The sequence below is a fragment of the Streptomyces tibetensis genome (assembly GCF_007655005.1).
GTDB classification, from domain to species: domain Bacteria; phylum Actinomycetota; class Actinomycetes; order Streptomycetales; family Streptomycetaceae; genus Streptomyces; species Streptomyces tibetensis.
The window spans coordinates 15,553-37,097 of sequence record NZ_SZVW01000029.1; the positions used below are offsets into that span (position 1 = coordinate 15,553).

The 21,545-nt window shown below is 70.5% G+C and carries 26 protein-coding genes; 20 read left to right on the forward strand and 6 right to left on the reverse strand.

Going from position 1 to position 21,545, the window contains the following annotated elements:
* Positions 1–389 precede the first annotated feature (389 nt).
* From FDO69_RS36910 to FDO69_RS36980, 15 genes are all read left to right on the forward strand, one after another.
* The gene (locus FDO69_RS36910) at positions 390–983 is read left to right on the forward strand and encodes a YybH family protein (protein ID WP_104787502.1); all 594 of its coding nucleotides are present in this window, start codon (positions 390–392) and stop codon (positions 981–983) included.
* 88 nt (positions 984–1,071) lie between these two features.
* Positions 1,072–2,280, forward strand: coding sequence for a 3-deoxy-7-phosphoheptulonate synthase (locus tag FDO69_RS36915; RefSeq protein WP_104787504.1), 1,209 nt, complete (start codon positions 1,072–1,074; stop codon positions 2,278–2,280).
* Complete coding sequence (locus FDO69_RS36920; RefSeq protein ID WP_104787507.1) at positions 2,268–2,891, forward strand: isochorismatase family protein; 624 nt, start codon at positions 2,268–2,270, stop codon at positions 2,889–2,891. Before FDO69_RS36915 ends, FDO69_RS36920 begins: the two co-directional genes overlap by 13 nt.
* Complete coding sequence (locus FDO69_RS36925) at positions 2,888–4,789, forward strand: anthranilate synthase family protein (protein ID WP_104787509.1); 1,902 nt, start codon at positions 2,888–2,890, stop codon at positions 4,787–4,789. Before FDO69_RS36920 ends, FDO69_RS36925 begins: the two co-directional genes overlap by 4 nt.
* On the forward strand, positions 4,786–5,133 hold the full coding sequence (locus FDO69_RS36930) for a hypothetical protein (RefSeq protein ID WP_104787512.1): 348 nt from the start codon (positions 4,786–4,788) through the stop codon (positions 5,131–5,133). Before FDO69_RS36925 ends, FDO69_RS36930 begins: the two co-directional genes overlap by 4 nt.
* On the forward strand, positions 5,130–5,750 hold the full coding sequence (gene phzG, locus FDO69_RS36935; protein WP_234388262.1) for a phenazine biosynthesis FMN-dependent oxidase PhzG: 621 nt from the start codon (positions 5,130–5,132) through the stop codon (positions 5,748–5,750). The genes FDO69_RS36930 and phzG overlap by 4 nt, the downstream gene beginning before the upstream one ends.
* 43 nt (positions 5,751–5,793) lie before the next feature.
* Positions 5,794–7,650, forward strand: coding sequence for an asparagine synthase (glutamine-hydrolyzing) (gene asnB / locus FDO69_RS36940; protein WP_104787515.1), 1,857 nt, complete (start codon positions 5,794–5,796; stop codon positions 7,648–7,650).
* A gap of 63 nt (positions 7,651–7,713) precedes the next feature.
* Positions 7,714–8,205: a PhzA/PhzB family protein gene (locus FDO69_RS36945; protein WP_170320997.1), complete on the forward strand. Its 492-nt coding sequence runs from the start codon at positions 7,714–7,716 to the stop codon at positions 8,203–8,205.
* Between the two features lie 41 nt (positions 8,206–8,246).
* Positions 8,247–8,657 carry a VOC family protein gene (locus FDO69_RS36950; RefSeq protein ID WP_104787518.1) on the forward strand — a complete coding sequence of 137 codons (411 nt, stop codon included), beginning with the start codon at positions 8,247–8,249 and terminating at the stop codon, positions 8,655–8,657.
* A gap of 37 nt (positions 8,658–8,694) precedes the next feature.
* Positions 8,695–9,069, forward strand: a complete 375-nt coding sequence (locus tag FDO69_RS36955) for a DUF4186 domain-containing protein (protein WP_104787521.1) — start codon at positions 8,695–8,697, stop codon at positions 9,067–9,069.
* 142 nt (positions 9,070–9,211) lie between these two features.
* A complete protein-coding gene (locus FDO69_RS36960; RefSeq protein WP_104787524.1) occupies positions 9,212–10,222 on the forward strand; it encodes a methyltransferase in 1,011 nt (336 codons plus the stop codon).
* Between the two features lie 57 nt (positions 10,223–10,279).
* On the forward strand, positions 10,280–10,765 hold the full coding sequence (locus tag FDO69_RS36965) for a DUF488 domain-containing protein (protein WP_104787527.1): 486 nt from the start codon (positions 10,280–10,282) through the stop codon (positions 10,763–10,765).
* Positions 10,765–12,438, forward strand: a complete 1,674-nt coding sequence (locus tag FDO69_RS36970; protein ID WP_234388263.1) for an asparaginase domain-containing protein — start codon at positions 10,765–10,767, stop codon at positions 12,436–12,438. The genes FDO69_RS36965 and FDO69_RS36970 overlap by 1 nt, the downstream gene beginning before the upstream one ends.
* Before the next feature lie 29 nt (positions 12,439–12,467).
* Entirely contained in the window at positions 12,468–13,319 is an 852-nt protein-coding gene (locus tag FDO69_RS36975; protein WP_104787530.1) for a PhzF family phenazine biosynthesis protein, read from the forward strand.
* Between the two features lie 192 nt (positions 13,320–13,511).
* Positions 13,512–14,870 (forward strand): replication-associated recombination protein A, encoded by a 1,359-nt coding sequence (locus FDO69_RS36980; RefSeq protein WP_104787533.1) that lies wholly within the window; start codon positions 13,512–13,514, stop codon positions 14,868–14,870.
* 108 nt (positions 14,871–14,978) lie between these two features.
* On the opposite strand, the gene FDO69_RS36985 is transcribed toward FDO69_RS36980, so the two are convergent.
* Positions 14,979–15,374, reverse strand: a complete 396-nt coding sequence (locus FDO69_RS36985; RefSeq protein ID WP_104787535.1) for a RidA family protein — start codon at positions 15,372–15,374, stop codon at positions 14,979–14,981.
* 139 nt (positions 15,375–15,513) lie between these two features.
* On the opposite strand from FDO69_RS36985, the gene FDO69_RS36990 reads away from it, so the two are divergent.
* The gene (locus FDO69_RS36990) at positions 15,514–16,488 is read left to right on the forward strand and encodes a helix-turn-helix transcriptional regulator (RefSeq protein ID WP_104787538.1); all 975 of its coding nucleotides are present in this window, start codon (positions 15,514–15,516) and stop codon (positions 16,486–16,488) included.
* Between the two features lie 24 nt (positions 16,489–16,512).
* Here FDO69_RS36990 and FDO69_RS36995 read toward each other — a convergent pair whose 3' ends face one another.
* The 3 genes from FDO69_RS36995 to FDO69_RS37005 form a co-directional block, all read right to left on the reverse strand.
* Positions 16,513–17,127: a GNAT family N-acetyltransferase gene (locus FDO69_RS36995; RefSeq protein ID WP_104787540.1), complete on the reverse strand. Its 615-nt coding sequence runs from the start codon at positions 17,125–17,127 to the stop codon at positions 16,513–16,515.
* Positions 17,128–17,193: 66 nt separating this feature from the next.
* A complete protein-coding gene (locus FDO69_RS37000; RefSeq protein WP_104787543.1) occupies positions 17,194–17,565 on the reverse strand; it encodes a VOC family protein in 372 nt (123 codons plus the stop codon).
* Entirely contained in the window at positions 17,562–18,110 is a 549-nt protein-coding gene (locus tag FDO69_RS37005) for a DUF6817 domain-containing protein (RefSeq protein WP_104787546.1), read from the reverse strand. The genes FDO69_RS37000 and FDO69_RS37005 overlap by 4 nt, the downstream gene beginning before the upstream one ends.
* 83 nt (positions 18,111–18,193) lie before the next feature.
* Here FDO69_RS37005 and FDO69_RS37010 point away from each other — a divergent pair, with 83 nt between their 5' ends.
* Positions 18,194–18,916 carry a hypothetical protein gene (locus tag FDO69_RS37010; RefSeq protein ID WP_104787549.1) on the forward strand — a complete coding sequence of 241 codons (723 nt, stop codon included), beginning with the start codon at positions 18,194–18,196 and terminating at the stop codon, positions 18,914–18,916.
* Between the two features lie 15 nt (positions 18,917–18,931).
* Here FDO69_RS37010 and FDO69_RS37015 read toward each other — a convergent pair whose 3' ends face one another.
* Both FDO69_RS37015 and FDO69_RS37020 read right to left on the reverse strand, forming a co-directional pair.
* On the reverse strand, positions 18,932–19,231 hold the full coding sequence (locus FDO69_RS37015; protein WP_104787551.1) for a hypothetical protein: 300 nt from the start codon (positions 19,229–19,231) through the stop codon (positions 18,932–18,934).
* Positions 19,231–19,581: a hypothetical protein gene (locus tag FDO69_RS37020; RefSeq protein WP_104787554.1), complete on the reverse strand. Its 351-nt coding sequence runs from the start codon at positions 19,579–19,581 to the stop codon at positions 19,231–19,233. Before FDO69_RS37020 ends, FDO69_RS37015 begins: the two co-directional genes overlap by 1 nt.
* 160 nt (positions 19,582–19,741) lie before the next feature.
* Here FDO69_RS37020 and FDO69_RS37025 point away from each other — a divergent pair, with 160 nt between their 5' ends.
* The 3 genes from FDO69_RS37025 to FDO69_RS37040 all read left to right on the forward strand — a co-directional run bounded on the left by FDO69_RS37025 (position 19,742) and on the right by FDO69_RS37040 (position 21,541).
* Positions 19,742–20,038 carry a GntR family transcriptional regulator gene (locus FDO69_RS37025; RefSeq protein WP_234388264.1) on the forward strand — a complete coding sequence of 99 codons (297 nt, stop codon included), beginning with the start codon at positions 19,742–19,744 and terminating at the stop codon, positions 20,036–20,038.
* Between the two features lie 357 nt (positions 20,039–20,395).
* Complete coding sequence (locus FDO69_RS37035) at positions 20,396–20,905, forward strand: DUF2269 domain-containing protein (RefSeq protein ID WP_104787765.1); 510 nt, start codon at positions 20,396–20,398, stop codon at positions 20,903–20,905.
* 48 nt (positions 20,906–20,953) lie between these two features.
* A complete protein-coding gene (locus FDO69_RS37040; protein ID WP_104787560.1) occupies positions 20,954–21,541 on the forward strand; it encodes a TetR/AcrR family transcriptional regulator in 588 nt (195 codons plus the stop codon).
* The last annotated feature ends 4 nt before the right edge of the window (positions 21,542–21,545 follow it).

Consider the following 21,545-nt stretch of genomic DNA (forward strand, 5'->3'; position numbering starts at 1 on the left):
CCCGTCGGCAGTGTGACGTACGCCACTGGAGGGTCGACCGGTCGAGCGCCGCGAATGTGGCGCAAAACAAGCGTTCCACCCCCTTGGAACGGAGTATTCCCGGCCACCGACCACGCCTGCCCCGCCAAGTGGACTCCGCCGGACGGGTTCCGGAAAGAGTGATCTCTGCAGGTCTTTGTGACGCATTCGGCGTTCCGCTTCAATGCCCAGGCGGAGAAATAGAAGATCGACATCTACGGCATTTCCAGAAGGGTTGACAGGAATCAGTTTCTGAATGTTGCATGACGTCATCAACGGGGCGGGGTGGCAAACGGGGGCCATTCACAATGGGCAGGCGCCGCAGAGGTGCTCTTTCAACCTGCTGCCATCTCCATTTTGGGGGAGATGTCTTGACTAGGATCAAGCTCACGTTGTCGATCGCCACTTCGGCGATTGTGTTCACGGCCGTCAGCATCGCAGGTCCCACCTTCATCCAGACCGAGATGGCGAACGCATCGACGGCCGCACAGCGGACACCTGCTGCCGCGGACCCGGCAGAAGCCGGAAAAGCACTGCCCACCGCCGCGTCGCCGGCCGAGTTGCTGCAGCTCCTGGGCGAGCGGATCAAGGCCAAGGACGTGGACGGAATCGTCGCCCTCCAAGAACCGGAAGCGGCGATCGTCAATTACGACGGATCCGTCATCAGGGGTCACAAGGAGATCCGGGCGTTCTACGTCGACTGGTTCAAGTCCGATCCGGTACTCACGGTCAACCCTCGACAGACCGTCATGGCGGGAGGGAAGCGTACCGGTAAACAGGTACGTAACCGCACGGCAGCCATAATGGGCGACTATTCCCTGGAGCAGACCGCGCCCGACGGAACTCGCGAGAAATTCACCGGGAATTTCTGCGACACCGTGCAGGAGCAGCCGAACGGTACGTGGCTGTACGTGCAGGACAACCCTTACCCGCCCCACGGCAGCCCGACATCTGCCCACCACTGACCGGGCCTTGTCTGCCGACGATCGGCGGCGGGCATCGGTTCATGCACAGACAGCGAGTTGCCGGCAGGTTCGAGGTCTGGAGAAAAACTTGAACGTCACCTCGCCCGAGGTTTTACGGGCCTCGTTCGCGCGCCAGCAGCCTCAGTGGGGGGACCCGGCCCAGGTCGCGCAGGTCCGGGAGGTGCTGGCCGCCCTTCCCCCGCTCGTGGAGGCCGCATCACTGAGCAGGCTCCGGGCGTTGCTCGCCGAAGTGGCCGACGGGAAGGCGCAGGTGGTGCAGGCGGGTGACTGCGCGGAGGATCCGGCGGAATGCACCGCGGGCGACGTGGAGCGAAAAGTGGGACTCCTCGGGGTGCTCGCCGGCGTCATGAGCGCGATCACTCATCAGCCGGTGGTGCGGGTGGGCCGGATAGCAGGCCAGTACGCAAAACCCCGGTCGGCGCTCACCGAAAGGGTCGGCGGCACCGAACTCCCGGTGTATCGAGGGCACATGGTGAACGGTCCGGAGCCGGTCCCGGAAGCGCGAAGGCCCGACGCCCGGCGCCTGCTGACGGGCTACCGGGCGGCGAGCCAGGTCATGGCCAACCTCGCCCCGACGTCACGGGCGCGCATCGAGCCGGCCGTGTGGACCAGCCACGAGGCTCTGCTGCTCGACTACGAGATCCCGATGCTGCGTCGGGACCAGGAGGGCCGGGTCGCGCTCACCTCCACCCACTGGCCGTGGATCGGCGAGCGAACGCGTCAGCTCGACGGTGCCCACGTCGCGCTGCTGGCCGATGTGGTCAACCCGGTCGCGTGCAAGGTCGGGCCCCGCATGACGGTCGCCGAGCTGCTCGGGCTGTGCGCGCGGCTCGACCCCGGACAGGAGCCGGGCCGCCTGACCCTGATCGCCCGGATGGGAGCCGACGCCACGATGGATCTGCTGCCGCCGTTGGTCCGTGCCGTGCGCGCCGCCGGCCACCCGGTCGTCTGGCTGGTCGACCCCATGCACGCCAACACCGTGACCACCGCCGAGGGACGCAAGACCCGAGTCGTGGACACGATCGTCCGGGAGGTCACAGCGTTCCAGGTCGCAGTGCGCACAGCCGGGGGAACGCCGGGCGGGATACACCTGGAGACCACTCCCGACGACGTGACCGAATGCGTCGACTCCCACGACGGCGCCGGCCGGCTCGGTCGGAACTACACGACGCTGTGCGATCCGCGGCTCAACCCTCGCCAGGCGGTGTCGGTGGTCTCGGCCTGGCAGACGCAGACGATGACGGACCGGGCCGAAGGAGAACCGTGCCGGGCTTAGCACCGATCCCCGCCTATCCACTGCCGACGACGGCCGACCTGCCCACCGGCACGGCGAAGTGGACCCTCGACCCCCGACGGGCGGTGCTGCTCGTGCACGACATGCAGCGCTACTTCCTCGCGCCGTTCCCCTCGTCGGTGCGTGATCCGCTGGTGCGTCACTGCGCGCTGGTGCGGGAGCGCTGCGCCGCGCTCGGTGTCCCGGTGTTCTACACCGCCCAGCCCGGTGGCATGACGGATGAGGAACGCGGCCTGCTGAAGGACTTCTGGGGCCCGGGCATGAGGGTGGACCCCGTCGATCGCCTGATCGTCCCGGAACTCACGCCCCAGCCGGCGGACCAGGTGCTCACCAAGTGGCGCTACAGCGCGTTCTTCCGCTCGGACCTGCTGCAGCGGATGCGCGAGCAGAACCGCGACCAGCTGATCGTCTGCGGGGTCTACGCGCACGTCGGTGTACTGGTCACGGCCATCGAGGCGTTCACCCATGACATCCAGCCGTTCCTGGTCGCCGACGCCGTCGGCGACTTCTCCGCCGAGTACCACCGGCTGGCCCTCGACTACGCGGCCGCTCGCTGCTCGGTGGTCACCACCGCCGAGGAGGTCTTCCGATGACGACACGGCTGCTCGACCACGTGCTGGGCACCGACCCGGGTGCCTTCGCCCTGCTGCACCGCCCCGACACCCTGGGCCAGGACCGTGTGGAGATCCTTCTGGGCCGGGTCCGTACCCCCGCCTCGCTCGCCGACATCCCGGTGGCCGACCGGCCCGGGCGGCCCGGCGAGGCGCGGCCCGAGACGCTGGTCCTGGTACCCCACCGGCAGATCACCGAGCGAGGCTTCGTCGCCGCCGAGGACGGCTCACCGCTGCTCGCGATGGAAGTCACCGACCACGGGCAGATCAGCACGTCCGACGCGCTGAGGGCCCTGCCGGACGAGCCGATCGCCCTGACCGGCGGTCGCTTCGACACCGACGACGAGGCATACGCGGACACGGTCCGCGCGGTGCTCGACAACGAGATAGGCACCGGGGAGGGCTCGAACTTCGTCATCAAGCGCTCGTTCGTCACGACCATCACCGATTACTCGACGCGCAGTGCGCTGAGCCTGTTCCGCCGGCTGCTCACCCGGGAGAGCGGCGCCTACTGGACCTTCATCGTGCACACCGGCACGCGCACCTTCGTCGGTGCCACACCGGAGCGCCACGTGAGCCTGCGCGACGGCGTCGCGGCGATGACCCCGATCAGCGGCACGTACCGCTACCCGGCCACGGGGCCGGTCCTGTCGGAGGTCATGGAGTTCCTCACCGACGGCAAGGAGACCGACGAGCTGTACATGGTCCTCGACGAGGAACTCAAGATGATGGCCCGCGTCTGCCGGGGTGGTGGCCGTGTGACGGGGCCGTTCCTGCGGGAGATGGCCTGGCTCGCGCACACCGAGTACGTCATCGAGGGGCGCAGCGACCTCGATCCCCGGGACATCCTGCGGGAGACGATGTTCGCCCCCACCGTGACCGGCAGCCCACTCGAGAACGCCTGCCGGGTGATCGCCCGCTACGAGCCCCGCGGCCGGGGCTACTACGGGGGCGTCGCGGCCCTCATCGGCCGTGACGCCGACGGCGCGCGCGTCCTGGACTCGGCCATCCTCATCCGTACCGCCGACATCCGGACCTCGGACGCCGACGGCACCGGTCACGTCGAGGTCGGTGTGGGCGCGACCCTGGTCCGGAACTCCGACCCCGACGCCGAGGTCGCCGAGACCCGCACCAAGGCCGCGGGCGTGCTCGCGGCGCTGGGTGCCGACAAGCGGCTCGACGCGCACCCGCTGATCCGGCAGGCGCTGGGAAGGCGCAACGAGACGATCGCCAACTTCTGGCTCAGCGAGGCCGATCAGCGCGCACAGCCCCATCCGGTGCTGCACGGCCGCCGGGTGCTGGTCGTCGACGCCGAGGACACCTTCAGCGCGATGCTGGCCCACCAGCTGCGCGCCGTCGGCCTGACGGTGGAGATCGGAAGCTTCGACACGTCCCACCGCTTCGACGACCACGATCTCGTCGTCCTGGGCCCCGGACCGGGCGACCCGCGGGAGACCGGCCACCCCAGGATGGCCCGGCTCACCTCGGCCGTCGAGGAGTTGCTGGCCCGGCGTATCCCCTTCCTGGCGGTCTGCCTGAGTCATCAGCTGCTCTGCCGGCACCTCGGGCTCGAACTGCGGCGCCGGGACGTCCCGAACCAGGGCACCCAGCGCGAGATCGACCTGTTCGGCTCGCCCGAACGAGTCGGGTTCTACAACTCCTACTCGGCCCGAGCGCGAGCCGACCGGCTGGAGTTCCCCGGTGTCGGCGAGGTGAAGGTCTGCCTCGACCCCGGCACGGGCGAGGTGCACGCCCTGCGCGGACCGCACTTCGGCTCGGTGCAGTTCCACCTCGAGTCCGTGCTCACCCAGGACGGCGAGCGCGTCCTGGCCGGGCTGCTCGTACCGCTGATGAAGACCGCGGAGGTACTGAACGTATGAAAGCCACCATCTCCTGGTGGGACCTCACCGGGTCCGGCCAGACGATCGACTCCTTACGCGTCTACCTGCGCGACGAGGGCGTGGATCCGTGGAGGGAGGTCCCCGGAATGCGGTTGAAGTTCTGGATCTCCGACCGGGAGACCGAGCGCTGGGGCGCCGTGATGCTGTGGGATTCCGATGCCGACCTGACGGCACCGCTGCCGCCGAACCGGGCCACCGAACTCATCGGGCACCCGCCGACCGTCCGGATGGTGTCCGACGTCGAGGCCGTCGTCGAAGGTCTCCACTCCGGCCCGCTGGTCGAACGCGGTCTGGCCTTCGAGCCGGCCCGGGAGTCGTCGTGAGCGCGTCGACCCGGCCCCGGACCGCCGAGGAGTTCATCGCCCCGCCCGCCGAACCCATGGAGCTGCTCCGGACCTGGTTCGACAGTGCCGTCGCGGACGCCGTCCGCGAGCCGGGCGCGCTGGCGCTGGCCACCGTCGACGCCCAGGGTCTCGTCTCCAACCGGATCGTCCAGGTCCTCACGATCCGCACGACGGGCCTGGTGTTCGCCAGCCACTCCGACAGCCGCAAGGGCCGGGACCTGGCCGAGACGGGCTGGGCGTCCGGGGTCTTCTACTGGCGCGAGGCCGCCCGCCAGGTGAGCGTGAGCGGCCCGGCCCGCCCGCTGCCCGACGCGGAGTCCGAGGCCCTGTGGGCGGCGCGGCCCGTCGCCACGCACCCGATGTCGGTGGCGGCGCATCAGAGCGCGCCGCTGCCGGACGAGGACGCGCTGCGCCGGCGTGCCCGCGAACTGGGCCGGGACGGCTCGGCCCTGCCCCGTCCGGACCGTTGGCTGGGCTATCTGCTGGAGCCGGCGTCGGTGGAGTTCTGGCAGGCCGACCCGGAAGACCGGTTGCACCGAAGGCTGCGCTACGAGCGCGACGGTTCCGGATGGCGTACGGGCCGACTCCAACCCTGAGCGCGCTCCGGATCGTGGACTCGAGAGGAAGAAGGGCAAGTCGATGTGTGGAATGACGGGCTGGGTCTCGTTCGACCGGGATCTGACTCAGCAGCGTGCGCAGCTGGACGCGATGACGCAGACCATGGCCTGCCGGGGGCCGGACGCGGACGGCACCTGGCTCGACCGGCACGCGGCGATCGGCCACCGACGGCTGGCGGTCATCGACCTCGAAGGTGGCACGCAGCCCATGGTGGTGCCCACCGACGACGGCCCGGTGACGATCACCTACACCGGTGAGGTCTACAACTACACCGAGCTCAGGGACGAGCTGCGGCGTCGGGGCCATCGGTTCCAGACCCGCAGCGACACCGAGGTCGTGCTCCACGGCTACCTGGAGTGGGGCGAGGCGGTCGCCGAACGGCTCAACGGCATGTACGCGTTCGCGATCTGGGATTCCCGGGTCGAGAAGCTCGTGATGATCCGCGACCGGATGGGCGTCAAGCCGCTCTACTACTACCGCACCGACGACGGGGTGATGTTCGGCTCCGAGCCGAAGGCGATCCTCGCCAACCCGCTGGCGGACCGCGCGGTCGACCTGGCCGGACTGCGGGAACTGGTCAGCTTCACGCAGACTCCGGGCAGCGCCGTGTGGTGCGGGATGAACGAGGTGGTACCGGGCGGCCTGGTCACCGTCGACCGCTCCGGCCTGCGCGAGCACCGCTACTGGACGCTGCCCACCCGTGCGCACACCGACGACCGGGAGACCACCGTCGCCACCGTGCGCGAGCTGCTCGAGGACATCGTCAGCCGCCAGCTGGTCTCCGACGTCCCGCGCTGCACCCTGCTCTCCGGCGGCCTGGACTCCAGCGTGATCACCGCGCTGGCCGCCGCCAAGCTGGGCCGGCCCGGGGAGCACGGCGAGCCCGGTGAGAAGGTGCGCAGCTTCGCGGTGGACTTCGTCGGACGGGAGGACGACTTCGTCGCCGACGAACTGCGTGCCACGACCGACGCCCCGTACGCCCGCGAGGTCGCCGCGCACGTCGGCTCGAAGCACGAGTCCATCGTGCTCGACCACGCCTCGATCGCCGACCCGGCGGTGCGCCGGGCCGTCATCACCGCGCGGGACAGTCCGCTCAGCCTCGGTGACATGGACAACTCGCTCTACCTGCTGTTCCAGGCCATCCGGGAGCAGTCCACGGTCGCCCTGTCCGGGGAGTCCGCCGACGAGGTCTTCGGCGGGTACCGGTGGTTCCACCAGCCGGAGGTCCAGGCCGCTCGGACCTTCCCCTGGATGGCCGTGTTCGTCAGTGGCGCGCGGGCCCAGGTGTCCGACCGGTTCAACGCCGACATCACCGCCGCCCTCGACCTGCCCACCTACATCGGGGACCGCTACTCCGACGCGGTCGGCGAGGTCGAGCGGGCAGAGGGCGAGAGCGACCACGAGATGCGGATGCGGGTGATGTGCCACCTGCACCTGACCCGCTTCGTCCGGATGCTCCTGGAGCGCAAGGACCGGATCAGCATGGCCGTGGGGCTGGAGGTCCGGGTCCCCTTCTGCGACCACCGCCTCGTGGAGTACGTGTACAACACTCCTTGGTCGCTGAAGACCTTCGACGGCAGGGAGAAGAGCCTGCTCCGTGCCGCGTCGGCCGACCTGCTGCCCGAGTCGGTGCTCAAGCGGGTGAAGGCTCCCTATCCCGCGACTCTGGCCCCGGCCTACACCAACGCGTTGCTCCAGCAGTCCAAGGAACTGCTCACGACCGACGACCCGGTCTTCGATCTGGTCGACCGCAGCTGGCTGGAGGGCATGACGCGGCAGGACTCGGCCACCATGCCGATCGACGTCCGCAACGGCCTGGAGCGGGTGCTCGACCTGAGTACCTGGCTGGACATCTACCGGCCCGAGCTCCGTCTCTGAACGCCCGGCCCCCTTCAACGTCCATCCCCCGGCACGCCGGGAACACGGATCGAGGAACACGAGATGGGAACGGAAGACGCCCCGTCCGGCGGGCTCGAAGCCGACCGCGACCTGCGCGCCCGGCACCGGGCCGTCGTCGCGGACTACATGAGCCGCAAGGGCGAGAACCGGCTGACGCGCTACCTGCTCTTCACCGAGGACGGCAGCGCCGGCCTGTACACCAGCGACACCGGCGAACCCGTCACCTCCCAGGGACACGAGACGCTCAAGGCGCACGGCGAGTGGTCGCTGCGCATGTTCCCCGACTGGGAGTGGAAGAACGTCGAGATCTTCGAGACACAGGACCCCGACAGGTTCTGGGTCGAGTGCGACGGGGAGGGCCGCATCCTCTACCCGGACTATCCGCCCGGCTACTACCGGAACCACTTCATCCACTCGTTCCTGCTCGAGGACGGCAGGATCAAGCAGCAACGCGAGTTCATGAACCCGTTCCAGCAACTGCGTGCGCTGGGCATCGAGGTGCCGAAGATCAATCGGGGTGGGATCCCCACCTGAGGATCCGCCCGCTTTCCACGGACACCGACAAGGAGCATCGGATGGGATCTCAGCTCAACCCGTACATCGCCTTCGACGGGGACGCCCGGCAGGCGATGGAGTTCTACCATGAAGTCCTCGGCGGCAAGCTGGAGCTGGGCACGTTCGCCGACTTCGGCTCTTCGGAGTCGCCCGACGCGGACAAGATCATGCACGCCACGCTCAACACCGCGGACGGCTTCACCGTGATGGCGTGGGACGTCCCGGAGCGGGTCCCCTTCAACCCCGGCACCAACGTGGCGCTCTACCTCGGCGGCGACGACGCGGGCCTCCGCGACCACTTCGAGAAGCTGTCCGTCGGTGGCACCGTGGCGATGCCCCTCAAGAAGCAGATCTGGGGCGACGAGGCCGGCACGCTCGTGGACCGGTTCGGGATCACCTGGATGTTCAACATCACACAGCAGCGGTCCTGATCGCCCGCGGGGCCGCGTCCGAAGGAGCCCGGAACCGATGACGGACGAGTTGGACGACCGGCTGGACCGGATCGGGCGGCACCCCTTCCGCGCGAAGTTCCGGCTGCGCGGAAGGGATCGCGCGGTGGTCGACCTGCGCGGGATCACGACCGTCCGCAAGCACGCCGAGGATCTGATCGGTCAGAGGCTGGCGCCGGCCGAACCGCGCAACGACGGCCGTCAGACGCCCTACCGAGGGCACCCCGTCTTCGTCGCCCAGCACGCCACCGCGACGTGCTGTCGGACCTGTCTGACCCGCTGGCACGGCATCCCCGCCGGCCGGGCACTCGACGACGCCGAGCGGGCCTATGTCGTGGAGGTGATCTGCCGGTGGATCCGGAGGCAGTACGCCCCTGGTCACCCGCCGCCGTGACGGCGGCGGACCGGGGCCTGCGCGCGGTCCGGCGGGTGGCGAAGAGGCGATGCGTAGCACGAAGCGTGATGGCGTGCCGTGGAAGAGCACGGCGACATGGGCCGACCGGCGTCGGCCCGGAGGGCGGGACGGTGAGGGCTCAATGACAGTCGACGTGCAGGCCACGCGGGACGTGGTCGACATCATCACGGGGGGATGGAAGGCGCAGGCGCTCTACACCGCGGTCAAACTCGGACTGCCCGACCACATCGAGGCCGGCCGAAACACCGACGCCGAACTGGCCAAGGCGACCGGGGCGAGCGAGCAGGGCATCCACCGTCTGATGCGCCTGCTGGTGGCGATGGGCATATTCGAGGGCAGCGACTCCACCGGATACCGCGGTACCCGGGTGAGCGCCGCCCTCCTCGAAGGCCCCCAGTCCCTGAGCGACATGTGCCTGCTCTACGGCGAGGAGTTCTACTCCGCGTGGGGTCACGCCCACCACGCCATCAGCACGGAGAGCTCGGGATTCGCAGTCGCCTACGGCCGGTCGTTCTACGACCACCTGGGGCAGGACCCGGCCACCGCCCGCCGGTTCCAGCTCACCATGAACGCCGCGAGCATGTTCTTCCACCAGGTGCCCGAGGTGTTCGACTTCTCCGGCAAGAAGGTCGTGGACGTCGGTGGTGGCGGCGGGCACCTGCTCGCCACGATCCTCGGCGCCACGCCGGACGCCAGGGGCACGCTCTTCGACCGCGAGCACATGATGCCCAAGGCGCGGGAACACCTGTCCGCCACCGTCGGCCCGGACCGTGCCGAGCTGGTCGGGGGCGACATGTTCGAGGGCGTCCCGCCGGGCGGGGACGTCTACATCCTCTGCCGGGTGCTGGCCGGCCACGACGACGAAGCCGTCGTCGGTGTCTTCGAGCACTGCCGCCGCGCCATGGCGGACTCCTCCTCGCGGCTGCTGATCCTCGACCGGTTCGTCGAGGACGAGAACTCCACCGTGCTGCCCGCTCTGTGGGACCTGCACCTCCTGGTGACGACGGGCGGCGAGCACCGCACCGTCGACCGGATCACCCGGCTGCTGGACCGCGCCGGCCTGGAGATCGCCGAAACGGCGGAGCTGCCCATGGAGACGACCGCCCTGATCGCCGCACCGCGCACCCCGTAACCGCACGGCGGTACGCACAGAACGCGCCCGGGCCACAGCACCAACAGGAGATCTTCCGTGCTCAGACTGGCAACGATCGGCGTCTACGGCTTCGACGGCGATTCCTTCCTGAAACGACTGCGGCAGGCGGACGTGCGTCTGCTGCTCGACGTACGTCAGCGCCGCGGGGTACGCGGACCGGACTACGCCTGGGCGAACTCGCTCCGGCTGCAAGCGGCCCTCGCCGAGGCCGGGATCGCCTACCGGCACCACCGCGAACTCGCCCCGACCACCGAGCTGCGTCACCTCCAGTACGCCGAGGACGCCCGCCAGGGGGTCGGCAAGCGCTCCCGCCGCGAGCTCGCCGCCGAGTACACCCGCCGCTACACCACGGAGATCCTCGATCCGGTCGACCTCGATCCGATCGTGGCGGCGCTGCCGGACGGCGGCGTCGCGACACTCTTCTGCGTCGAACGCGACCCCGAAGCGTGCCACCGGTCGCTGGTCGCCCAGCGGCTGGCGGAACAGCACCACCTCACCGTCGAACATCTGAGGCCGCTGTGATGGACGACAGCCTTCCGTCCGGCAGGCCGCGGCCGCGGATCGCGGTGTTCGCCGGGCCGACGGCGACGATCCTGAACACACCGGACCTGGTCACGTCGAACAAGGCGCGGGCACGCCACGGTCTGCCGCTGCGCCCCTCCCGCTTCGACGTCCTGCGTCCGCAACGGCTCGCGGCGCCCGTGACGTTGTACGTCGAGGCCTTCAGCGCGCACCCGCTGGAGGCGGACGCGGCGGACCTGTACGCCCCGCCGGACGGCTGGCTCGACGAGGACGGCACGTTCCACGCCGAGCAGCCGTCCGGCGACGCCACCCCGGTGCACGTCGTCGAACTCGACCCCGCCGACGGTCTCTATCCCCTTCCCTACATGGGCAGGCAGGCGGACGGGTCCGCCTGGGAGGAGACCTCGACCGCACCGTACGCACCCCCGGGAGCCGCCCGGCAGACGTTCTACCCCGACGCCCGCCGCCTCTACGAGGAGATCGAGCGGTTCGGCCTCGCCGACCACGGCACCCCCGTCGAGCTCGGGTCCATCGCCGACTTCGCGTTCTTCCGCGCCGCTCCGTCCGGCGGATACACCACCGGCCCCGACTCCGAGCGCCTCGGGCAGGACTTCTTCGTCTACTACCCGTACCACCTCCAGAGCGAGCCCGGCCTGGGAGACCTCGCCCGGGCGACCAACCAGGTGCAGGCCGTCCTCGCGACGGGAGAGTTCTCCGGTGTCCAGTGGCTCGAGGGGAGCCCGACCGTCGACGAGACCCTGTACTGGCTCGGTCTGCTGATCGACACGAAGGTGCCCCTCGTCGGACACGCGGCGCAGCGCCGTCACCAGTCGCTGAGCTCGGACGGCGACCGAAACGTCGTGGACGGCGTGAAGTTCATCGCGTCCGGCGTCGCCCTGGACGAACGGGGCGAGGACCGCTTGGGCGCCTGCGTGATCGTCGACGAACTCGTCTACGCGGCCCGGGACGTGACCAAGGTCGATGCCCGGCCCGGCGGGTACGAGGTCACCGGCGGCCACGGAGGAGTGGTCGCCGACCTCGGCGGTTACGGCCCTCCGCAGCTCACCTACCTCCCCGCCCGCCGGCACACCCATCGCTCGGAGCTGCGCCTCACCGTGCTCCCCGAGCGGGTGGGCGGCGTCACCGGGAGCCTGGGCTCGGGCGTGCTCCCGGTCGACGTCGGGACGAAGGACGCCGAGGGGCTCGTACCCGCCGCCATGCCGCACGTCTCCATCACCAAGTACAGCCGGTACGCGGCGACGGGGACCGGCTCGGACAACCCGCCCGTCGCCGACGAGGAGGTCGAGATCCTCGCCCGGATCGACGCCAACCTCGCCCACGCGCCCCTGTCCGGCTTCGTGTGCGAGGGCATGTCGCCGTTCGGGATGGCCGACCCGACGAGGAACGCGGCGCTGGGCGTCGCCGTCTTCGCCGGCATGCCGGTGGTCCGCACGGGTCGCGGCAACACCGGAGGCATGGCGTGGCGCACCGACCCGGCGTTCATCTCGGGCAACAACCTCACGGCCACCAAGGCGCGGATGCTCCTCATGGCCGCACTGCTGAGGTTCGGTTCCCTGCCCCCGGCGGCGGACCCCTTCAACCCGACGCCGGACGAGCGTGCGGCCACCGAGAAGGCGGTCGCCCAGTACCAGGCCGTGTTCGACACTCACTGACCCGCTGACCACCTTCGAGAACGGAACCCATGGGTACGTACGAGTACGTGGTGGCCGACGTCTTCACCGACGTCCCGCTGGAAGGAAACCCGACCGCGGTCTTCCTGGACGCCTCCGGGCTCTCCGCCGGGCGCATGCAGCAGATCGCGCAGGAGATGCACCTGTCCGAGACCGTCTTCGTCCTCCCCGCGCAGGACGACGGCGATGTGCGGGTCCGTATCTTCACCCCGGTGAACGAGCTGCCGTTCGCCGGGCATCCCACCCTGGGCACGGCCGTGGTGCTCGGCGAGTCGCACGAGGCGAAAGAGCTCCGCATGGAGACCGCCAAGGGCACCGTGACGTTCGAACTGGAGCGTGACGACGACGGCCGGACCGTCGCGGCCGGCATGTGGCAGCCCCTGCCGACGTGGGAGCCCTACGACCGAGCGGACGAACTGCTCACCGGACTCGACCTGGTGGCCACCGGCAGCACCCTGCCGGTCGAGGTCTACGACAACGGGCCGCGGCACGTGTTCGTCGGCCTGGACGGCGTGGCCGCGCTCTCCGCCGTGGAGCCGGACCAACGGGCTCTCGCGCGACTGCCCGACATGGCCGCCAACTGCTTCGCGGGCTCGGGAACCCGATGGCGGCTGCGCATGTTCTCGCCCTCCTACGGCGTGGTGGAGGACGCCGCCACCGGCTCGGCCGCCGGCTCCCTCCCGGTACACTTGGCCCGGCACGGACTGATCCCGTTCGGGGAGTGGATCGAGATCCGGCAGGGGGTGGAGATGGGCCGTCCTTCGACGATGCGCGCTCGCGCGACAGGGACGCCGGAACGCATCGAGTCGGTTCAGGTGGCGGGGGCTGCTGTGGTCGTCGCCCGGGGAACGCTGTACGCGTAGCCACCGAGAACGTATGAGTGACCTGTCCACAGAGGAAGGGCCGCCACGCGTGTCCAGCAGAGCATCGTCCCTCGGCCGTTCCGGGGTCCGGCCGGCAGTCCGGGCCGCGGCGGGCCGGGGCGCCCGAGGTCCTCGGCCGACCGTCCCGCCCCGGCACCACGGCGTGCTCCGTGGGGAAGGACGGGTGGGGTGATGGCCGCCGAGGACGACGGGCTGTTCGCGTTACCGACGACGGACGCCCCTCCGCCCGCCGAGCCCGTGCCGACCTCCGCCCCGCTGGCGGCGCGGATGCGGCCGCGCACGCTCGCCGAGGTCGTCGGCCAGGCGCACCTGCTGCGCCCCGGCGCGCCGCTGCGGCGGTTGGCGGAGGGCGGGGAGGCGGCGTCGGTGCTGCTCTACGGTCCGCCCGGCACCGGAAAGACGACCCTCGCACGGCTGCTCGCCGATGTCGCCCCGCGGCACTTCGTCGCCCTCTCGGCGCTGTCCAGCGGGGTCAAGGAACTCCGCGACGTGATGAACGACGCGCGTCATCGCCGGGCCCGCCAGAACCGGCAGACCGTGCTGTTCATCGACGAGGTGCACCGCTTCTCCAAGACCCAGCAGGACGCGCTGCTCGGCGCCGTCGAGGACAGGCTCGTGCTGCTCGTCGCCGCCACCACCGAGAACCCGTCGTTCTCGGTGGTGACCCCGCTGCTCTCCCGCCTGCTGGTGCTGCAACTGAAGTCCCTGAGCGAGGACGAGGTCCGCGAACTGCTGCGCCGTGCCGTGAAGGACGAGCGGGGCCTCGGCGGCGCGGTCACCCTGTCCCCCGAGGCCGAGGACGCCCTCGTACGCCTCGCGGCCGGCGATGCCAGAAGCGCGCTGACCGCCCTGGAGGCGAGCGCCGACGGGGTGACCGACACCGGCGGCACGGTGGTCGACGTGGCCTCGGTGGAGCGGGCCGTCGCCGAGACGAGCGTCCGCTACGACCGGCAGGGCGACCAGCACCACGACGTCGTCAGCGCGTTCATCAAGTCGATCCGCGGCTCGGACCCCGACGCCGCGCTGCACTACCTGGCCCGCATGCTCGTGGCCGGGGAGGACCCGCGGTTCATCGCGCGGCGGCTGGTGGTGCACGCCAGTGAGGATGTCGGGCTGGCCGACCCCACGGCCCTGCAGGCCGCCGTCGCGGCGGCGCAGACGGTCCAGCTCATCGGCATGCCCGAGGCCCGCCTCGCCCTGGCTCAGGCCACCGTGCACCTGTCCACGGCACCGAAGTCGAACACGGTGATCACCGCCATCGACGAGGCCATGGCCGACGTCCGGGCGGGGGCGGTCGGCGAGATCCCCGCCCACCTGCGGTACGGCCGCTACGCGGGCGCCAGGGAGCTGGGCAACGCGATCGGCTACCGGTACCCCCACCGGACCCCCGAGGGAGTCCTGGAGCAGCAGTACCCACCGGACGAGTTGGTGGGGAAGGACTACTACCGCCCCACGCAGCACGGCGGGGAGCGCGTCCTGCACGAGCGCCTCGGCAAGCTCCGCCGCGCCGTCCGCGGCGAGGAGAGGTAGGGCCGGGAGCGCGTGAGACGCGGCCTGCCCCCCGAACGCGCCACGTGCCCGCTGCCCGTGCCGGTTCAGGGGCGGCGGGCAACGGGCAGCACGGCAGAGGGGGTCACATCACGCGACGGCGGTGCCCTCCAGCTCGACCATCTGGCCGGGGATCGCAAGGCGCGCCACACCGAGCATGGTGGTGGTCGGCGCGACCTGGGCGGCGCCCAGCCGGCCCGCCAGCACACCGTAGTGCTGGAAGAGCAGGTCGACGTCGGTCGTGTAGACGTTGAGCCGGACGAGGTTCGAGAGGGACATGCCGGCCTCGGCGAGCACCGCCTCGATGTTGTCGATGCTCAGCGCCAGCTGTGCCGCCATGTCACCGTCGTGCTCGGGCTTGCCTTCCTTGCTCATCGCGGTCTGCCCCGAGATGTACAGGGTCCGCGAGTGTCCGGAGACGACCTCACCCTGGTTGAAGCCCATCTCGACCGACCATGTCACCGGGTTGACCGCGTTACGTTCCATTGCCGACTCGCTCCATCCATTCGGTTCACTGCGTCACGTGCGTCCAACGACTCGGATTTCGCCGGGCCTTGTCGTCGCGCTCCGGAGCCTTCCAGCAAAACGTGACATCCTCGGTCATGTATTTGGTTAGTGTTTTTGCATGCGCGCCGACCGGTTGGTTTCCCTGGTGCTCCTGCTGCGTCAGCGCGGTCGGATGACCGCGGAAACCCTGGCTCGCGAGCTGGAGGTGTCCACGCGCACCGTGCTGCGCGACATAGAGGCGCTGTCCGCGGCCGGCGTCCCGGTGTACGCCGAGCGCGGCCGGCACGGTGGTTTCGCACTGCTGCCCGACTTCCAGACGGCGCTCACCGGGCTGAATCACGACGAGGCGCTCGCCCTGCTCGTGGCTGGGTCGCGGCGCGGCGCCCAGATGTTCGGTCTCGGCTCGGCGCTCGCCTCGGCCATGCTCAAGGTGGTCGACGCGTTGCCCGAGGGCCTTCGGGACACGGCGGCCGACGCGGCGCGGCGATTACTCGTCGACCCGGAGACCGACCTTCTCTCGCGCCGTGTGGCCACCGAGGAGATGTCCGACAGCATCGTGGCCGAGATCCGGCGCGCGGTGTTCGCCGGGCACAAGTTGCGCATCCACTACGAGGCGGTGGACCAGGCCCCCAAGTGGCGCACGGTGGACCCGATCGGCCTGGTCACCGTACGCGAACAGGGTTACCTGCTGGCCATGAGAGCCGGCGAGGACCGCACCTACCGGTTGTCCCGGGTGCTGGCCGCCGAGGAACTCGACGAGTGCGCGCAGCGACCGGACACCGTCGACCTGGACCGGGCCTGGCAGGAGCGTAACGCGCGGTTCCGGACCGGCGGTGACAAGGTCGCCGTGCTGGTGCGGGTGGCCCCGGCGCGGCGGGAGCACCTGGTGAGCAACGCCCTGGCCGTGTGCGCCGAGGAAGCCGACGCGGACGGCTGGCTGCGGCTGAACGTGATCTTCCAGGACTCGCGGCATGCCGAGTGGGCCCTGTGGCAGCACGCCACCGACGCGGAAGTCCTGGCCCCGCAGTGGCTGCGCACCTCCCTGCACAACCGTGCCACCACGATCGCCGCCCGCTACGGCCCGGTTTCCTGAGCATGTGATACCTCCGGCCACCGCTCAGGCCAGGAACGAGTGCAGTTCGGCCACCGCGAGGGTCTGTTCGGCTTCGTGGGCCTCGAAGGTGGCCACGCGTCGGAAGCCGAGGCGGGCGGCCAGGTCGAGGGAGCGGGTGTTGGCCGTCTGGGTCACGATCAGGACCGGCTGGTCCGGCAGTTCGGAGGCGGCGGCGCGCAACGCGGCGGTGGCTGCTTCGAAGGCCAGCCCCGAACCCCAGGCGGCGCGGCGCAGGACGTAGGTCAGTTCCAGTTCCCCTCCCTCCTCGGTGACGTGTCCGGGGAGGTCGCGGGGGCGTCGGTGGATCAGGAGCACCCCGACGAGGTCATCGGTCGCCCGATCGGCGATGACGAACGTGCCGGGCTTGTGGGTGACGTGCGCGACGCCCATCGCGTCGAAGTACTGCTCGACCGCGGCCCGCGGCCTCGGGCCACCGAGGTGTAACCGGACCTGGGGATCGGTCTGCAGCTCGATGAACCCGGCGCGGTCGGCGTCGTGCGCCTTGCGCAGCCGGAGCCGGGGCGTGGTGATCTCCGTGACGGACAGGGTGGGTGAGGTGGCCGCCGGGGCCGGGGGGTTCGGTGTGTGCGACGTCTTCGGTGTGTTCGACGAGGTCATGGATCCCATCCTGACCGAGCCGCCGCCCGTCGGCCGGGGACTCGTTCCCGGGACGGGCGGGCCGCCTCATTCAGGCTCGGCGAAACCCCCGACGATGCAGAAGGGGTGCCCCGCCGGATCCGTGAGGACCCGCCATCTGTCCGCGTTCGGCTGGTGTTCCGGCCTGTCGGCGCCCAGCTCCAGCAGCCGTGTCTCCGTCTCGTCCAGGTCCGCGACCCGGAAACAGCAGTGCAGCTGCTGGGGAACGGCGGGGTCGGGCCAGCTCGGTGCCCGATAGCCGTCGATCCGCTGGAAGGCGAGGGAGAGGCCGTTCTCGCCCTCCAGCGCGGCGAAGTCGGCGTCCGACTTCGGATGCAGCTCCAATCCCGTGGCCTGCTGGTAGAACGCCGCCAGGGCGAGTGGATCGGCGCAGTCCAGAGTGATCGCGCTCAGTTTCATCCGGCGAGCACCTCCCGACAGTCCGCCCAGGCGGGTTGGCTCAGCAGGGGACGGATGCGGGTGAAGAGGCTGAGCAGTTCGGGGCCCCACCGGTCGCGGAAGGCGGGGTCGAGGCGAGCGAGGTCGATCTCGTTGGCGGCGGACAACTCGGCGAAGTCCCGCCGCGCCTGCGGCTTGGGGGCGTGGCTCCGGCCGGTGAACCGGTCGTGAAACGGTCCGTCGGCCTCCGCCAGCGCCGGATAGGTGGCCCCTCGATCGCACGAGGCGTACAGATACACCAGAGCCTCGGCCTCGGCACCGACCGCCGCTGCGAGTTCGCCACGGCGGTCCAGGGGCAGCAGGCCGTCCGGAAAGCCGTCGGTGCCGTAGAACGCGTGGCACAGTCCCGCCAGTTGGAGGGCCGGGCGGGCGTCCCACGCGGCGAGTTGCCTCTGCACCCGCGTGAGGTGGGCGAGGAGGGTACCGCCCGGGTGGGCGATTTCGGCAGCGCCGAGCTCGCCCAGGAGCGCGACGGCCGGTCCGGAGTCAGCGAGGGAGACTGGCACAGAGGGGTCCTTCCCGCAGCGGTCGGGGACGGCAACCATCAAATCGGTGGACGGGCCGGGCCTGCCATCGGTTTGATCCGCGCATGACGACTCCGCAGCAAGCCCTCGTCCGGGCCGCCGCCCGGAACAACGCCGAGTGGTGTGCGGCGATGTGCCGGGCGCACGGGGTGCCGGGCGAGTTCGGGCCCGACGCCTGGGCCGCCCCGGTGCGGACGCCGCTCTACTACCCCGACGCCGTGACGCTGGGGCCGGACGCCGACACCGACGCGCTCACCGCCCGGATCGACACGGCCTCGCCCGGCGCCTCGGTCAAGGACGGCTTCGCCGACCTCGACCTGGCGGAGGCCGGGTTCCGGGTGCTTTTCGAGGCGCAGTGGATCCACCGGCCCGCCGGGTCGGCAACGGCGGCACCGGATCTCGAGTGGGACGTGGCGGGCGACCCGGACACGCTGCGCGCCTGGGCACTGGCCTGGGACGACGGGGCGGGGGACGCGGACCTGTTCCGGCCCGGGCTGCTCGCCGAGCCGGAGACCTTCGTGATTTTGGGACGCTCCGCCGACGACACCGAGGGCGGAGTGGTCGCCGGAGCGGTCGCGAGCCGCAGTGAGCACGTGGTCGGCGTCTCCAACGTCTTCGGCCGTGACGGCGGGCCCGACTCGGCCTGGCCGCTCGTCCTGCACGCACTCGCCCGTCTCTTCCCCACCCTGCCCGTCGTCGGCTACGAGCAGGGTGACGACCTGACGGTCGCCCTCCGGCACGGCTTCGAACCGGTGGGGCCGTTGCGCGTGTGGACGCACGGCGGGTAACCCTCTCAGGCGCCCTCAGCGTTCCGGCCCGGGCACGCGCATCCCCCGAGACTCGGCGACCCGTAGCGCGTCGGTCAGGCACTCGGCGAAACGGACCTCCCTGTACGGCGAGGCCGGGTCGTCCAGCACCTTGCGGGCGAGGCCGAGCACGTCGGTGCCGGTGGCGAGCTGGACGGCTATCAATTCGTCGGCGAGACGGGAGAGGTAGCCGCCGTTGTCGTCGGTCACCAGGTAGCAGGGGTTGCCTTCCGCGGACAGCCAGGGCAGGAGCCGGGGTGGCGGCGTGACGTGTGTCCGACCGGTGGGGCGTTCCATCAGGCGGCCACCTTCCGTACGCCGACCAGGTGCTGGTCGAGATCGATCCCGAAGTCGGCGGCGAGCACGAGGGCCAGGCGCCGGCGTTCCTGGAGAGCGGTTTCGTGTTCGTGGGCGGCGAGGTAGGGGCGGACGAGGGGGGAGGCGGTGCCGTCGAGAGGACTGTGCAGGCCGTACGGGGAGCGGTGGCGGGGAAGCTGCGGCGGCTGGGATGCGGAGGGGCAGCTGACGAGGGTGAGGTGCACGTGAGGGAGGAGGTGCCGCCGGGGGCGGCACCGACGCCGTTTCCCGGTGCCGGGGGCGAAGAGAAGGCGCAGCCATTGAAGGGCCCGGGGGATAAGGTCATGCATGTCGACGCTCCAGTTTCAGCGTTGGCCATGCCCCGGGAGGTCTAGCCCACCTCGCCGGGGTCTTTCCGTCTTCGACGTTACACCTGCATGCAGCCCTCTACATACAAGTACAGAGGGATCCACACGATTGGGCAGGTCGCTACCGCTCTACGTTGGACGTATGAGCGATACCAAAGGGTCGAAGTCCAGTCTGGACCCGATGAGCGCGAGGCCGCTCTACATGCAACTGGCCGATGTCATCGCCGGGAAGATCGCATCCGGAGAGCTGGCGCCGGACAGGCCCATCCCTTCCGAGAACCACCTCGCCGACGAGTACGGCGTGGCACGACTCACCGCGCGACGGGCCGCACAGGAACTCCGCGAGCGCGGTTTGATCGTCACCGTGCGAGGCAAGGGATCCTTCGTCGTCGAACAACCGGTCGGCAACGCCGCCGAAGAAACCGAACCGAACGGCTGAGGACCCCACCCCGGGCCCGTCCCGCTACTGCGGCTTGTACGCCAGAAACGTGCCCGCCCGCCGCTTCACCCCGCCCTCGGGTTCCTGCACCACCCGCGTCGTGACCACCAGCCCGGCCCGGGCCAGCAGTTCGGCGATGCGCTCCGGCGGCGGCGACGGTGTCGTAGGACTCGCGGACGGCGGTGACGTACGAGGGCTCGGTCATGCCGCGAAGGTAGGTGACGGCACTGACACGCCCCGTACTCCGATGCCAGTACGCCGGTTTACTCCCGCCGCAAGACGCCCGCACCGCCCCTCCCCCGGCACGGTGACAGCGTGAAGCCGAACCAGAAACTCAGCCGCCCCACCCGCCGGGCCGTGAAACCGAACCAGAAACTCAGCCGCCCCGTCCGCCGGGCCGTGCTGGTCGTTCACGTCACCGCCTCCGCGAGCTGGCTCGGGCTCTCGCTCGGGCTGCTCGCACTCGGGGCCACCGCGGCATCCACCGGGTCCGCCGTCACGGTGGAGGCGTCCGTCCGGGCCATGAAGCTCTTCGCCGACTGGCTCCTGATCCCCGTCGCGCTGCTCACACTCCTCAGCGGCCTGATGCTGTCGCTGGGCACGGTGTGGGGGCTGGCCAGGTACCGGTGGGTGTACACGAAGTTCTGGCTGACCCTCGCCACGACCACCGCCACGGTGTTCGCCCTGCGCCCCGGGGTGAACTCCGCGGTCACCGCGGTCGCCGCGGGCGGGCCGCTGCCGGACGCCGGTGACGTGCTGTTCGGGCCGGTCGTCTCGCTGTCCGCCTACGTGTTCATGACGGTGATCTCCGTCCTGAAGCCCTGGGGGAGGACCCGACGGGGCGAAAGGTCGCGCATATTTGCCTAAAGCCTTTAGGAAGATGCACACTCTCTTCAGGCAGAAGGGAGAGTCCTCATGGCACGCGTGGGACTGACACCGGAGCGGCTGACCGAGGCCGGTGCGGAACTCGCCGACGAGGTCGGCTTCGACCAGGTCACCGTCTCGGCGCTCGCGCGGCGGTTCGACGTCAAGGTCGCGAGCCTGTACTCGCACGTGCGCAACTCCCAGGACCTGAAGACCAGGATCGCCCTGCTCGCCCTCACCGAACTCGCCGACCGGGCCGCCGACGCCCTGGCCGGACGGGCCGGCAAGGACGCCCTGTCCGCCCTCGCGAACGTGTACCGCGACTACGCCCGGGCACACCCCGGCCGCTACGCCGCGGCCCAGCTGCGGCTCGACCCGCAGACGGCGGCCGCGAGCGCCGGCGTCCGGCACGCGCAGATGACCCGGGCGCTGCTGCGCGGCTACGACCTGACGGAACCGGACCAGACCCACGCGGTCCGGCTGCTCGGCAGCGTCTTCCACGGCTACGTCAGCCTGGAGCTCGGCGGCGGTTTCAGCCACAGCGCCCCGGACACCGAGGAGACCTGGGCCCGGATCCTCGACGCCCTCGACACGTTGCTGCGGAACTGGCCCGCGGCCCCCACCGACCCCCGAGGCTGACACC

Excerpts from the sequence above, each read along its gene's own strand:
- FDO69_RS36925 (WP_104787509.1), top strand. The coding sequence starts at position 2,888 with ATGACGACACGGCTGCTCGACCACGTGCTGGGCACCGACCCGGGTGCC.
- FDO69_RS36930 (WP_104787512.1), top strand. The coding sequence starts at position 4,786 with ATGAAAGCCACCATCTCCTGGTGGGACCTCACCGGGTCCGGCCAGACG.
- asnB (WP_104787515.1), top strand. The coding sequence starts at position 5,794 with ATGTGTGGAATGACGGGCTGGGTCTCGTTCGACCGGGATCTGACTCAG.
- FDO69_RS36945 (WP_170320997.1), top strand. The coding sequence starts at position 7,714 with ATGGGAACGGAAGACGCCCCGTCCGGCGGGCTCGAAGCCGACCGCGAC.
- FDO69_RS36950 (WP_104787518.1), top strand. The coding sequence starts at position 8,247 with ATGGGATCTCAGCTCAACCCGTACATCGCCTTCGACGGGGACGCCCGG.
- FDO69_RS36955 (WP_104787521.1), top strand. The coding sequence starts at position 8,695 with ATGACGGACGAGTTGGACGACCGGCTGGACCGGATCGGGCGGCACCCC.
- FDO69_RS36960 (WP_104787524.1), top strand. The coding sequence starts at position 9,212 with ATGACAGTCGACGTGCAGGCCACGCGGGACGTGGTCGACATCATCACG.
- FDO69_RS36970 (WP_234388263.1), top strand. The coding sequence starts at position 10,765 with ATGGACGACAGCCTTCCGTCCGGCAGGCCGCGGCCGCGGATCGCGGTG.
- FDO69_RS36975 (WP_104787530.1), top strand. The coding sequence starts at position 12,468 with ATGGGTACGTACGAGTACGTGGTGGCCGACGTCTTCACCGACGTCCCG.
- FDO69_RS36980 (WP_104787533.1), top strand. The coding sequence starts at position 13,512 with ATGGCCGCCGAGGACGACGGGCTGTTCGCGTTACCGACGACGGACGCC.
- FDO69_RS36985 (WP_104787535.1), bottom strand. The coding sequence starts at position 15,374 with ATGGAACGTAACGCGGTCAACCCGGTGACATGGTCGGTCGAGATGGGC.
- FDO69_RS36990 (WP_104787538.1), top strand. The coding sequence starts at position 15,514 with ATGCGCGCCGACCGGTTGGTTTCCCTGGTGCTCCTGCTGCGTCAGCGC.
- FDO69_RS36995 (WP_104787540.1), bottom strand. The coding sequence starts at position 17,127 with ATGACCTCGTCGAACACACCGAAGACGTCGCACACACCGAACCCCCCG.
- FDO69_RS37000 (WP_104787543.1), bottom strand. The coding sequence starts at position 17,565 with ATGAAACTGAGCGCGATCACTCTGGACTGCGCCGATCCACTCGCCCTG.
- FDO69_RS37010 (WP_104787549.1), top strand. The coding sequence starts at position 18,194 with ATGACGACTCCGCAGCAAGCCCTCGTCCGGGCCGCCGCCCGGAACAAC.
- FDO69_RS37015 (WP_104787551.1), bottom strand. The coding sequence starts at position 19,231 with ATGGAACGCCCCACCGGTCGGACACACGTCACGCCGCCACCCCGGCTC.
- FDO69_RS37020 (WP_104787554.1), bottom strand. The coding sequence starts at position 19,581 with ATGCATGACCTTATCCCCCGGGCCCTTCAATGGCTGCGCCTTCTCTTC.
- FDO69_RS37025 (WP_234388264.1), top strand. The coding sequence starts at position 19,742 with ATGAGCGATACCAAAGGGTCGAAGTCCAGTCTGGACCCGATGAGCGCG.
- FDO69_RS37040 (WP_104787560.1), top strand. The coding sequence starts at position 20,954 with ATGGCACGCGTGGGACTGACACCGGAGCGGCTGACCGAGGCCGGTGCG.